Genomic DNA, 11,607 nt, shown 5'->3' on the forward strand with positions numbered 1-11,607 from the left:
CACCGCCCGCCTCGCGGCGCCAGCCACACTCCACACCACATTCACGCAAAGGAGCCATTGACGCGTTCGGCAACGGATCGTCTTCGGCCGCTATCGGCTACCTGGTCGCGCAGACCCTCACTGTCGCCATCGATCCGAATATCCCGCGGCCGCTCTCTACACCCTCATCAACGCGCCTACTTTGTCGTCTGCACCGTCGTGGCGAGCAGCATCCTCGCCGTGTGGCAGTGACACGAACCAGCGAACACCAAGGAACGGGAGAATTCCGTGAAAACAGGAAGCCTCGGCCGGACCGGCATTCACGTCAGCCGCTATTGCCTCGGCACAATGATGTTCGGCCCCGCAGGCAACGCAGATCCCGACGACTGTCACCGCATCATCCGTCGCGCACTCGACGCGGGCATCAACTTTGTCGATACCGCTGACGTGTACGGCTACTCCGAGACCGAGACCATCGTCGGCAAACCCCTCAAAGGCCGGCGCGACGACGTCGTCCTCGCAACAAAATTCAGCGGCCAGATGGGAGAGGATCCGAACAGGCGAGGAGCTTCGCGGCGGTGAATCATCACTGCCGTCGAGGAGTCATTGCGCAGGCTGCAGGTCGACCACATCGATCTCTATCAGATTCACCACTTCGACCCGGCGACGGACCTGGAAGAAACTCTGTCGGCGCTCTCCGACTTGGTCACCAGCGGCAAGGTTCGCGCCGTCGGCTCATCGAGCTTCCTTGCCTCCGACATCGTCGAGCCCAGTGGGCCAGCGAACGACGCGGCCTCGTGCGACTCCGGACCGAGCAGCCGAGCTACTCCATCCTCTCTCGCGAGATCGAACGGGACGTCCTCCCGGTCTGCGAGCGTTACGGAATGGGGGTGATCACCTGGAGTCCCTTGGCGTGGGGCCTGCTCACCGGGAAGTACCGCGATGGTCAGAACGGGGCCGACTCGCCGAGCCGGGCTCAGTGGGGGCCGCGGCACATGACCGATCCGGACAAGTACGCCGCGGTGGAGAAACTAGCGGATGTCGCCGCGTCCGCCGGGATCTCGATGACCCACATGGCGCTGAGTTTCGTCACCACGCACCCGGCCGTCACCGCGGCCATCATCGGCCCACGGACCACCGAGCAACTCGACGATCTGTTGGCCGCCGCAGATACGGTACTCACCGACGAGGTGCTGGACCGTATTGACGAGATCGCCACGCCGGGAACCAACATCGGATGCACCGACATCGGATACACCCCTTCGTCTTTGACGGTCGCCTCGCAGCGGCGTCGCGCCGCCGCCGACCGATCATCGGCCTGATGTCGGCGAACTGGACGCCGAAGTCCGCGCGTTGCATCGGAAACCATCAGTCGCAACGCTGACAGGACGATGCCGACGGATCCGGTCGCAGACGAGGTCGTCCGTTGGCGAAATTCGGCCTCGTTTCTGCGCGGGGTGCCGAAACCGCCACATCGCGACGACTCGCTGACCTAACGTCACCGGGGTGTCCGATGCCCGAGGGACATCCCGACGAGTAGTCGAGACACACACCAAGCCCCACCGCGAACGGAGAACTCTCATGTCGGAAGTCATCGTCGTCGCCACCATCTCCCCCAAACCCGGCGAGGAACAGGCCGTGCGGGAGGCCCTGCTCGCCGCGATCCCCGAAGTCCACGGCGAGCCGGGATGCGGGAAGTACGCGTTGCACGAGGCCATCGGCGACTCGACCGACCTGGTGATGATCGAGCGCTGGGAATCCACGGAGGCCCTGGCGACGCACGGCTCCGCTCCGGCGCTCACCACGCTCGGCAAGGCGATCGGGGGCCTGCTTTCCGGACCGCTGGACGTCCGGACCTTCACCGCCGTTCCTGCAGGTCAGCCGGACAAAGGCACCATCTGACCCACCGCGACATCTGCCCCCACCCGACCTGTCGGGTGGGGGCTTCGCGCATTTCCGCGGCCAGTGTTGTTGATTCCCCTGCCGGGCGCGTGCTAGACCGGTATAACGATCGTTAGATACAGTACGCCGCGCGAAGCGGTGCGCTGCGCCGTGACCCGCTCCCGAGAGGAACCCACATGCCCGAAGCCGTCATCGTCGACGTCGTCCGCCTCGCGTCTGGAAAGGGCAAGCCCGGTGGCGCGCTGTCGGAGACCAAGCCCGTCGAGCTCCTCGCACAGGTGCTGCGCTCCCTGGTCGAGCGCAACGACCTCGATCCGGCACTCGTCGACGACGTGATCGGCGGCTGCGTCGGTCAGGCCGGCGAGCAGGCCCTGAACATCTCGCGGACCGCGCTGCTGTCCGCCGGCTTCCCCGAATCCGTACCCGCCACCACCGTCGACCGGCAGTGCGGATCGAGCCAGCAGGCCGCCCACTTCGCCGCGCAGGGCATCATCGCCGGCGCCTACGACGTGGTGATCGCCGCCGGCGTGGAATCGATGAGTCGCGTCCCGATGGGCTTCACCACCGCCGGGCGCAGCCCCTACGGCCCGAGCATCGAAGCACGGTACCCGGATGGACTTGTCGGACAGGGCATCTCCGCTGAACTGGTCGCCGCCAAGTGGAAGTTCGACCGCGACACGCTCGACGCCTTCGCCGCGCAGTCCCACCAGCGTGCCGCCGCGGCGGCGGGCGAGGGCTTCTTCGATCGCGAGATCCTGCCCATCGACGTCGCTGACGCCGACGGCAAGACGTTCACGCACAAGACCGACGAGACGGTGCGCGCGACCACCACTCCCGAGGGCTTGTCGGGCCTGAAGCCGTCGTTCTACAGCGAGGACTTCGCGGCTCGCTTCCCGGAGATCAACTGGCACATCACCCCCGGTAACTCGTCGCCGCTGACCGACGGCGCGTCGGGCGCACTGATCATGAGCGACGTCATGGCCTCGAAGCTGGGCCTGACCCCCCGCGCACGGTTCCACTCGTTCTCGGTCGCCGGCGACGATCCGATCTTCATGCTGACCGCTCCCATCCCGGCCACGCACAAGATCCTCGCGCGCTCGGGACTGTCCATCGACGACATCGACGCCTACGAGGTCAACGAAGCCTTCGCCTCCGTGCCCCTGGCCTGGGCCCACGAGTTCGGCGCCGACCCGGCCAAGCTGAACCCGCGGGGCGGCGCGATCGCGCTGGGCCACGCGCTCGGATCGTCGGGCACCCGCCTGCTGGGCACGCTCGTCAACCATCTCGAGGCGACCGGTGGCCGGTACGGCCTGCAGACCATGTGCGAGGGCGCGGGCATGGCCAACGCCACCATCATCGAACGTGTCTGAGCCGGCCCGGGCGGTTCCCGCCCGGAAATTCACGATCGAGACCGACGGTCTGGACTGGCGGCTGCGCGAACAGGTTCCGCTGCCGGCCACTCTCGTCGCGGCGAAACACGCGTTCTATGAACGCGGTTACCACGGCACCTCGATCCGCGACATCGCCTCGCGAGCGGGGGTGTCGCTGCCGACGCTGTACTACCACCACGACAACAAGCTGGGGATCCTGGTCGAACTGCTCGAGGCGGCGATGACCGCTGTGCTCGCGTGGGTGGGTGCGGCCATCGAGTCCGGACGGACGCCGAGCGAGCAGCTGTCCAACGCGATCGAGTCGATCGTCCTGCACATGACCAACGACGTCGAACTCGCCAGCGTGGCAAGCGAGTTCCGCCACCTCGACGTCGAGGATCCGCGACGGGAGACCTACGTCGCGATGCGGACCGAGACCGAGGAGCTGCTCGCCAGTGTCATCGAGCGTGGCGTCGAATCCGGTGAGTTCCACTTCGACGACGACGTGAAAGACGTGCTGCGCTACCTGTTCGGCGCATGCCAGGCGATCACCACCTGGTACCGCCCCTCGGGTGCCCGGACACCGGCCGAGGTCGCGGCGTCGTATGCGCTGCTCTCACTGCGCGTCGTCGGCGCGCGCGACGCCGACCAGAACGACAACTGACCGACCGACAACTCCTGAACGACGATCGAGTAGAGCAGAAAGGCAGAAGCCATGAAACGCACCATCTTCGAAGACGAGCACGAGGCCCTGCGGGAAACCGCGCGGCAGTTCCTGCAGCGCGAATGCGCCCCGTACACCGAGGAGTGGACGCGAGCCGGTCAGGTCGATCGCATCGCATTCAAGAAGGCCGGTGACGCAGGTCTTCTCGGATTCAACATCCCCGAGGAGTACGGCGGCGGCGGTGCCATGGACGACTTCCGGTTCAACGCCGTGGTGGTCGAGGAGTTCGCGAAGTTCGACGGCGCGGCACCCGGCCTCAGCCTGCAGAACGACGTCGTCGCACCGTACTTCGTGCACCTCGCCAACGACGAGCAGAAGAAGCGCTGGATGCCCGGGATCGCCACCGGCGAGACGATCCTCGCCGTCGCGATGACCGAGCCGGGCGCTGGCTCCGACCTGGCGGGCATCAAGACCTCGGCCAAGCTCGAGGGCGATCACTATGTCCTGAACGGCAACAAGACGTTCATCTCGTCGGGCATCAACTCCGACCTCGTGGTGGTGGTCTGCCGGACCAACCCCGATCCCGAGGCGGGCCACAAGGCGTTCTCGCTGCTCGTCGTCGAGCGCGGCATGGAGGGCTTCGAGCGCGGTCGCAAGCTCGACAAGATGGGCCTCAAGGCCCAGGACACCGCCGAGCTGCACTTCAACGACGTGCGCGTCCCGGTCGAGAACCTGCTCGGCCAGGAGGGCATGGGCTTCTACCACCTCATGCAGAACCTGCCGTCGGAGCGGCTGTCGATCGGCATCGGCGCCATCGCCGGTGCGCGTGCGATCTTCGACGAGACCCTGCAGTACACCAAGGATCGCAAGGCCTTCGGCCGTCCGATCGGCACCTTCCAGGCGAACCGCTTCAGCCTCGCCGAGATGGCGACCGAGCTCGACATCGCCGAGGTCTACATCGACCGCTGCCTGCAGGGCGTACTCGATGGTGAACTGAACGCCGTCGACGCCTCGAAGAACAAGTGGTGGTGTACCGAGCTCGCCAAGCGGGTCATCGACAGCTGCCTCCAGCTGCACGGCGGCTACGGCTACATGAACGAGTACCGGGTTGCCCGCGCCTACACCGACGCTCGTATCCAGACGATCTTCGGTGGCACCACCGAGATCATGAAGGACATCGTCGGCAAGAGTCTCGGCGTCTGAGTTCTCGAAATCGTCGACAGCCCGAGGCACAAGCCCCGGGCTGTCGGCGTATCCGGGCCCGCTCAGGTGGCGTCGGGCCGTCAGCCCTGTTCGGCACCCACCGCACGCAGGTGATCGACGACCTGCTGCACGGCCGCCCGCGAACGCGGCCGGGCCAGCGCCTCGTAGACCCGTGCGGCGCGAACTCCTTTGAGCACCAGTCGTTTCACCTCCGGGTGCCGGACCGCGAAACGCGGCATCAGCGCGATGCCGTGGCCGTGGGCCACGAGCGCCTCGATGGTGGTGAAGTCCAGCATCCGCTGTGTCACCCGGGGCGCCACCCCGGTCGCCGCCGAGATCGATTGCAGCACATCGTCGACCGGGAAGCCGCCCTCGACGCTGATCCAGTCGTGATCGGCGAGTTCGGTGACCGCGACCTGGTCGCGCACGGCGAGTTCGCTGCCGGCGGCGACGATCACGTCGACGGGTTCACGCATCAGCTCAGTGACCCGGACCCGCGGGATGTTGATCGCCGGGGTCCGTTCGTCGCGGTGGGTGACCACGATGTCGTGGTCGGCGAGAGCCGGTGCCGCGTCGTGGTATCCGACGTCGAGATGGACCGCATGTACGTCGATGCCCGATGCGGTGGCCCGCTCCAGGACCGCCGGCAGCAGCAGGGTCGCACCGGACGGGAACATCGCCAGCCGGACACGCGCCTTGCCGGACCGGTACGACGACATCTCCTCCTGCGCCCGGTCCACCGCAGCGATCACGTCGTCGGCGCGCAGTACCAGGGCACGTCCCGCCTCCGTCAAGCGGATTCGGCGGCCGTCGGGTTCGAACAGCGCCACGCCCGCCTCGTCGGCCAGGACCTTCAGCTGCTGCGACACCGCCGACGGGGTCATGTGCATCGCGTCGGCGACGGCGCCGATCGATTCCCGATCGGCGAACTCCCGCAGCAGACGCAGACGCCGGACCTCCATGCGACAACGGTACTCAGCCCGGCATCACCGGCCGGCGGTGCCATGGGCCACCGCATTTCGGCCGGTCAGGAATGTCCGGGCCGTTCATACGGTTGTTGGGGGCATGGCATCCCAAGACATCACCCTGGAAACCTTCGAGGACACCATCGCCTCGGACGGCATCGTCCTGCTCGACTTCTGGGCCGGCTGGTGCGGTCCGTGCCGCCAGTTCGCGCCGGTCTTCGAGAAGGCATCCGAAGCACACTCCGACATCGTGTTCGGCAAGATCGACACCGAGGCCGAGCAGCAGCTCGCCGGCAGCCTCGGCATCCGCTCCATCCCCACCCTCATGGCTTTCCGTGACGGCATCCTGCTGTTCAATCAGCCCGGCGCGCTGCCCGCGGCGCAACTCGAGGAACTGATCGGTGCCGTCGAAGGTCTCGACATGGACGAGGTGCGCGCGAAGGTCGCCGCCGCGCAGGAGTGAGGCGCAGAATATTCAGTAAAACTGAATGGTCAATCCGTCTAAATTAGATTGTTCTTCACTTCGACAGCGTTGACCATGGGGCCATGTCCACTCGTGATCGCCTTCTCGCGTTGTTCGTCGTCCTGCTCTGGGGACTGAACTTCATCGCGATCCGAGTCGGGCTGGACCACTTCCCGCCGTTTTTCCTCGCCGCGATGCGATTCGCGGTGATGGCGATACCGGTCATGTTGTTCGTGCGGTTCCCGAAGGTGCGCCTGAAGTGGTTCCTGCTGTACGTCGCCGGCTTCGGCAGCGTGCAGTTCATCATGCTGTTCCTGGCCATGGATCTGGGCATGCCGACCGGGCTCGCCTCGCTGGTCCTCCAGACCTCGGCGCCCTTCACGGTCATGCTCGGCGTGCTGTTCCTCCGCGAACGGATGACGACCGGACAGATCCTCGGCCTGGCGGTCGCGGTCCTCGGCATGGCGGTCATCGCGATCGACCGGATGCGCGGCAGCGACCTCGGCGTGGCCGCTCTGCTCCCGATCGGTCTCACCGTGCTCGGTGGTCTGAGCTGGGCAGCGGGCAACATCGGGGGCAGACTCGCCCGTCCCGACGACTCCTTGCGGATGACGTTGTGGATGGCCGTCGTCGCCACTCCGCCGCTGTATGCGGTGAGCCTGATCGTCGAGGGCCCGTCCGCCGGCTTCGACGCGCTCGCCACGCTCGGTACCGAGAGTGGACTCCGTGCCCTGGGTGGCCTCGCCTACCTCGCGATCTTCGGCACCGTCATCGGTGCGGGTCTGTGGACCACGCTGCTGGGACGCAACGACGCAAGCCGGGTGTCGCCGATGTCGCTGCTCGTGCCCGTGGTTGGGATCTCGGCAGCATTCTTCGTTCTCGGCGAAGTCCCCAGCGTCGGGGAGATCGTCGGTGCGGTCATCGTCGTCGCGGGGTGCGCTGCCGGGGTGATGGCCCGGCCGCGAGCCCGTAGGCGCCCGACCGTTCCAGGTGCCACGCAGAAGCCGGCCGATTCCGTGTCGGCGGTGACGGGCGCTCGGGAGGGCGCCCGAACACCGGTGCGCTCAGGCGGCTGAGCTGGACCCGGCCGGCGGAAGGGCCCCGCGCACCACCGCGCACAGACGGTCGACCGCGGCCCGGGCCCCCGGACTGATCAAGGTCATGTTGACGAACCCGTGGATCATCGCGCCCTCTCGCCGGACCGTGACCGGCACGCCGGCCTCCTCGAGCCTGCGCGCGTACGCGAGGCCCTCGTCACGCAGCGGGTCGAAGCCGGCGACCATGACATGCGCAGGCGGGAGACCGCTGAGATCGTCGGCAAGCAGTGGCGAGCAGCGCGGGTCGCTCCGCTGCGCGGCGTCGGGCAGGTAGCGATCGGTGAACCAGTCGATGCCGTCGGCGGTGAGGAAGTACCCCGACGCGAACTCCCGGCGCGAGGGTGTGTCGGCGGCCTGGTCCGTCACCGGGTAGATGAGCAGCTGGAAAGCCGGGGTGACCGCTTCGCCACGGACCTCCCGGGCGACGACGGTCGCGAGATTTCCGCCCGCGCTGTCACCGGCGACGACGATCCGCGCCGGATCGAGACCCCACCGCGGCGCCACCTCGACAGCGAAGCGCCACGCCGCCACCGCGTCCTCGACGGCCGCGGGGAACGGGGCGTCGGGGGCCAACCGGTAGTCGACGGAGAGCACGTCGAGGCCGGTGCCATGTGCCAGACGCCGGACGAAGGTGTCGTGGCTGATCCGGCTGCCGGTGACGAAGCCGCCGCCGTGGAAGTAGACGAGCAGCCCGGCCGAGTCGGTGGTGGAGCGATACCGGGTGGCCGGGATCGGGCCGGCGGGTCCGTCGATGACGAGGTCCTCCTCCACCGCCATGGGCGGCAGCGCCTCGGCCATGGCGGCGCCGACCTCGTCGGTCTGCGCACGCGACTGCGCCACCTCGCCCTGGAAGGGATTCAGCCCGGGCACGTTGTCATTGGCCCAGCCGATCGCGGCAAGCTCGGGGGCGACCCGCTCACCGTCGGAGTTGACCGGTGCCCGTCGCCCCAGAACGGCCAACGCTCCGGCCGGGATTCGTGCGACGCCGAGCAACAGTCCGCGTTGCACTCGGGCGGGCAGGGACAGGCGCAGATGGGTGTCGCGACTCACAGCCGCCGAGCCTACGCGGCGTCGGCGCACGGCACGACCACTCCCGTCGGATCGGCCTGTGACACACTCGTGCGCATGCCCGACCGACTCTCTTCCGCCGGTTCTGCAACCCGTACGAACACCCGTGTTCCCGCCCGTACCGCCATCGCCCTGGGTGCTGCGGCCGCGGCCCGGTGGGCGTCGCGCACCGCGGGACGGGGCAAGGGGTCGATGATCGGCGGTCTGGTCGCCGCGAAGATCGACCCCCAGATCATGGGTCGGCTCGCCGCGGGCAAACGCACCGCGATCGTCACCGGCACCAACGGGAAGTCGACGACCACACGGATGACCGCGGCCGCGATGGCCGAACTCGGCGAGGTCGCCACCCAGGCCGACGGCGCCAACATGGACGCCGGCATCATCGCGACGCTGACCCTGAGCCGGACGGCGCCGTTCTGCGCGCTCGAGGTCGACGAACTGCACGTCCCGCACGTCAGCGACGCCGTCGACCCCGAGGTCCTCGTGATGCTCAACCTCTCCCGGGATCAGCTCGACCGAGTCGGGGAGATCAACATGATCGAGCGTCGGCTGCGTGAAGGCATCGCACGTCATCCCGAGACCACGGTGATCGCCAACTGCGACGACGTCCTGGTGACGTCGGCCGCCTTCGACGCCCCGGACGTGGTCTGGGTCGCCGCCGGCGCGAGCTGGGTCGGCGATTCCGTCAGCTGCCCCCGTACCGGCGAGCCCATCGTCCGTTCCGAGGAGGGGTGGCGGTCGACCGGCGACGACAACTTCCGCCGCCCCACCCCCGACTGGTGGTTCGACGACGAGAACATCTACGGCCCCGACGGTTTCAGCGCTCCCCTGGAGCTCGCGGTGCCGGGCAGGGCCAACCGCGGCAACGCGACCCAGGCGGTGGCCGCGGCCGTCGCGATGGGCGCCGACCCGCGCAACGCGGTGGCCGCCGTCGGCACCGTCGGCGAGGTCGCCGGCCGGTACGGCATCCACCAGGTCGGAAACCACTCCATCCGAACACTTCTCGCGAAGAACCCGGCCGGATGGCAGGAAGCGATGTCGATGATCGACCAGGACGCCGACGGGCTGGTGATCGCGGTCAACGGCCAGGTGCCCGACGGCGAGGACCTGTCCTGGTTGTGGGACGTGCGCTTCGAGGCATTCGAGACCATGCAGGTCGTCGCGGCCGGCGAGCGCGCCGCCGACCTGTCGGTCCGGCTGCTCTACGCGGGCGCCGAACACACCACCATCCCGGATCCCATGGCCGCCATCGCATCCTGCCCGCCGGGACGCGTCGAGGTCCTGGCGAACTACACGGCGTTCCGCGATCTCGGCACCGCCCTGGAACGCGCAGCACGATCACGGAAGGCGGAGCAGTGAGCGAATCGACCCTGCGGATCGGCCTCGTCCTGCCCGACGTCATGGGTACCTACGGGGACGGTGGGAACGCCCTCGTCCTGAAGCGCCGCGCACTGATGCGTGGCATCGACGCCGAGGTCATCCACATCACCCTCGACGATCCGGTCCCCGACTCGCTCGACGTCTACACCCTCGGTGGCGCCGAGGATTACGCGCAGCGGCTCGCCACCCGGCACCTGACGCGCTACCCGGGTCTGCAGCAGGCGGCGGCGGCCGGACGGCCGGTGCTGGCCATCTGCGCCGCCATCCAGGTGCTCGGCCACTGGTACGAGACATCGGCGGGCGAACGCGTCGACGGCATCTCCCTGTTCGATCTCACGACGGCGCCCCAGGCGGAGCGGAGTATCGGCGAATTGCTCGTCGATCCGACCCTCCCAGGACTGTCACAGTCCCTCACCGGTTTCGAGAACCACCGCGGCGGAACGACTCTCGGGTCCGACGCGGCCCCACTGGGTCGGGTACGGCACGGCGTGGGCAACGGCGTCGGCGACGGCACCGAGGGCGTCGTCCAGGGCAGCGTCATCGGCACCTACATGCACGGTCCGGCACTGGCCCGCAACCCCGAACTCGCCGATCACCTCCTGGCCACCGCGCTCGGCGTCGAATCCCTTGCCCCGCTTGACCTCCCCGAGGTAGACCGGCTCCGCCGGGAACGCCTCGCCGCGGGACGGCGTCGGTAACGTCGACGACGGCCTTCCGCTGACCGAGGGCTCCCTCAAGCACTCTCGATCCCCGCCGACCGCGCCGCCGCGGTGAGTACGTCGACGACCATCTCCACAGTGAGCCGTCCGGTGAAGGTGTTCTGCTGGCTCACGTGGTAGCAGCCGAAGACCTCGAGTTCGGCACCGTCGCGGACGAGGGTGGTGGAGACACCGTGACCGAACTTCGGCATCGGCTTCGGGACCGTCCAGCCGAGCCTCGCGAAGGTACGAAGCGTTGACTGCCAACCGAATCCACCGAGTGTCATCACGGAACGGACCGTCGGCGCGAGCAACTCGAGTTCGGCGTGCAGCCAGTACGAACAGGTGTCGCGCTCTTCGACCGTCGGCTTGTTCTGCGGTGGTGCGCAGTGGACCGGTGCGGTGATCCGCGTGTCGAACAGCTCCAACCCGTCGCCGATCGCGACCGAGAGCGGCTGGCTCGCAAGGCCGGCGCGATACAGCGCCGAGAACAGGACATCGCCGCTTCTGTCACCCGTGAACATGCGCCCGGTCCGATTCCCACCGTGCGCCGCGGGGGCGAGGCCGACGATCAGCAGTCGCGCATCCGCCGGACCGATACCGGCCACCGGCCTCCCCCAGTACTCCTCGTCGGCGTACGCGCGTCGCTTCTCCTGCGCGACCAACTCCCGCCATTCGACGAGGCGCGGGCATGCACGGCACTCGATCAGCTGCGCGTCGAGCTCCGCCAGATCACGGAAGCGTCGTCGGGTGGCCATCCCTCGACACTAACCGCGGCGTCCGCTCGGCATCCCGGTCGGCCGACGGGACCGTCAGTC

12 protein-coding genes and 1 pseudogene are annotated in these 11,607 nt (G+C 68.1%); 10 read left to right on the top strand and 3 right to left on the bottom strand.

Going from position 1 to position 11,607, the window contains the following annotated elements; genetic code table 11:
* Nucleotides 1–330: 330 nt before the first annotated feature.
* From B1818_RS24700 to B1818_RS02010, 6 genes and pseudogenes are all read left to right on the top strand, one after another.
* Nucleotides 331–873, top strand: a pseudogene (locus B1818_RS24700) (aldo/keto reductase).
* On the top strand, nucleotides 777–1,301 hold the full coding sequence (locus B1818_RS24705; protein WP_368275271.1) for an aldo/keto reductase: 525 nt from the start codon (nucleotides 777–779) through the stop codon (nucleotides 1,299–1,301). Before B1818_RS24700 ends, B1818_RS24705 begins: the two are co-directional and overlap by 97 nt.
* Nucleotides 1,302–1,560: 259 nt before the next feature.
* Complete coding sequence (locus B1818_RS01995; protein ID WP_078111796.1) at nucleotides 1,561–1,881, top strand: putative quinol monooxygenase; 321 nt, start codon at nucleotides 1,561–1,563, stop codon at nucleotides 1,879–1,881.
* A gap of 176 nt (nucleotides 1,882–2,057) precedes the next feature.
* Nucleotides 2,058–3,251, top strand: coding sequence for an acetyl-CoA C-acyltransferase (locus B1818_RS02000; protein ID WP_078111797.1), 1,194 nt, complete (start codon nucleotides 2,058–2,060; stop codon nucleotides 3,249–3,251).
* Nucleotides 3,244–3,915: a TetR/AcrR family transcriptional regulator gene (locus tag B1818_RS02005; protein ID WP_058251056.1), complete on the top strand. Its 672-nt coding sequence runs from the start codon at nucleotides 3,244–3,246 to the stop codon at nucleotides 3,913–3,915. Before B1818_RS02000 ends, B1818_RS02005 begins: the two co-directional genes overlap by 8 nt.
* 51 nt (nucleotides 3,916–3,966) lie before the next feature.
* The gene (locus B1818_RS02010) at nucleotides 3,967–5,118 is read left to right on the top strand and encodes an acyl-CoA dehydrogenase family protein (protein ID WP_058251055.1); all 1,152 of its coding nucleotides are present in this window, start codon (nucleotides 3,967–3,969) and stop codon (nucleotides 5,116–5,118) included.
* A gap of 80 nt (nucleotides 5,119–5,198) precedes the next feature.
* On the opposite strand, the gene B1818_RS02015 is transcribed toward B1818_RS02010, so the two are convergent.
* Complete coding sequence (locus B1818_RS02015; protein WP_078111798.1) at nucleotides 5,199–6,080, bottom strand: LysR family transcriptional regulator; 882 nt, start codon at nucleotides 6,078–6,080, stop codon at nucleotides 5,199–5,201.
* Nucleotides 6,081–6,183: 103 nt separating this feature from the next.
* On the opposite strand from B1818_RS02015, the gene trxA reads away from it, so the two are divergent.
* Both trxA and B1818_RS02025 read left to right on the top strand, forming a co-directional pair.
* Nucleotides 6,184–6,546 (top strand): thioredoxin, encoded by a 363-nt coding sequence (gene trxA, locus B1818_RS02020; RefSeq protein WP_078111799.1) that lies wholly within the window; start codon nucleotides 6,184–6,186, stop codon nucleotides 6,544–6,546.
* An 83-nt stretch (nucleotides 6,547–6,629) separates the two neighbouring features.
* Nucleotides 6,630–7,622 (top strand): EamA family transporter, encoded by a 993-nt coding sequence (locus B1818_RS02025; protein ID WP_078111800.1) that lies wholly within the window; start codon nucleotides 6,630–6,632, stop codon nucleotides 7,620–7,622.
* Here the strand turns inward: B1818_RS02025 and B1818_RS02030 are convergent.
* Nucleotides 7,611–8,693, bottom strand: a complete 1,083-nt coding sequence (locus B1818_RS02030; RefSeq protein WP_078111801.1) for an alpha/beta hydrolase — start codon at nucleotides 8,691–8,693, stop codon at nucleotides 7,611–7,613. The genes B1818_RS02025 and B1818_RS02030 overlap by 12 nt on opposite strands.
* 75 nt (nucleotides 8,694–8,768) lie before the next feature.
* On the opposite strand from B1818_RS02030, the gene B1818_RS02035 reads away from it, so the two are divergent.
* Both B1818_RS02035 and B1818_RS02040 read left to right on the top strand, forming a co-directional pair.
* Nucleotides 8,769–10,070 carry a MurT ligase domain-containing protein gene (locus B1818_RS02035; protein WP_078111802.1) on the top strand — a complete coding sequence of 434 codons (1,302 nt, stop codon included), beginning with the start codon at nucleotides 8,769–8,771 and terminating at the stop codon, nucleotides 10,068–10,070.
* A complete protein-coding gene (locus B1818_RS02040) occupies nucleotides 10,067–10,789 on the top strand; it encodes a type 1 glutamine amidotransferase (protein ID WP_058251049.1) in 723 nt (240 codons plus the stop codon). Before B1818_RS02035 ends, B1818_RS02040 begins: the two co-directional genes overlap by 4 nt.
* 35 nt (nucleotides 10,790–10,824) lie before the next feature.
* On the opposite strand, the gene B1818_RS02045 is transcribed toward B1818_RS02040, so the two are convergent.
* Nucleotides 10,825–11,547: a uracil-DNA glycosylase gene (locus B1818_RS02045; RefSeq protein WP_058251048.1), complete on the bottom strand. Its 723-nt coding sequence runs from the start codon at nucleotides 11,545–11,547 to the stop codon at nucleotides 10,825–10,827.
* Between the last annotated feature and the right edge of the window lie 60 nt (nucleotides 11,548–11,607).

Origin of the sequence: Gordonia sp. IITR100, from assembly GCF_002009645.1 — a bacterium.
Taxonomy (GTDB): domain Bacteria; phylum Actinomycetota; class Actinomycetes; order Mycobacteriales; family Mycobacteriaceae; genus Gordonia; species Gordonia hongkongensis.

Bases quoted from the DNA above. Each gene is read 5' to 3' on its own strand.
- B1818_RS02025 (WP_078111800.1), top strand. From the start codon at position 6,630: ATGTCCACTCGTGATCGCCTTCTCGCGTTGTTCGTCGTCCTGCTCTGG.
- B1818_RS02035 (WP_078111802.1), top strand. From the start codon at position 8,769: ATGCCCGACCGACTCTCTTCCGCCGGTTCTGCAACCCGTACGAACACC.
- B1818_RS01995 (WP_078111796.1), top strand. From the start codon at position 1,561: ATGTCGGAAGTCATCGTCGTCGCCACCATCTCCCCCAAACCCGGCGAG.
- trxA (WP_078111799.1), top strand. From the start codon at position 6,184: ATGGCATCCCAAGACATCACCCTGGAAACCTTCGAGGACACCATCGCC.
- B1818_RS02000 (WP_078111797.1), top strand. From the start codon at position 2,058: ATGCCCGAAGCCGTCATCGTCGACGTCGTCCGCCTCGCGTCTGGAAAG.
- B1818_RS02015 (WP_078111798.1), bottom strand. From the start codon at position 6,080: ATGGAGGTCCGGCGTCTGCGTCTGCTGCGGGAGTTCGCCGATCGGGAA.
- B1818_RS02010 (WP_058251055.1), top strand. From the start codon at position 3,967: ATGAAACGCACCATCTTCGAAGACGAGCACGAGGCCCTGCGGGAAACC.
- B1818_RS02045 (WP_058251048.1), bottom strand. From the start codon at position 11,547: ATGGCCACCCGACGACGCTTCCGTGATCTGGCGGAGCTCGACGCGCAG.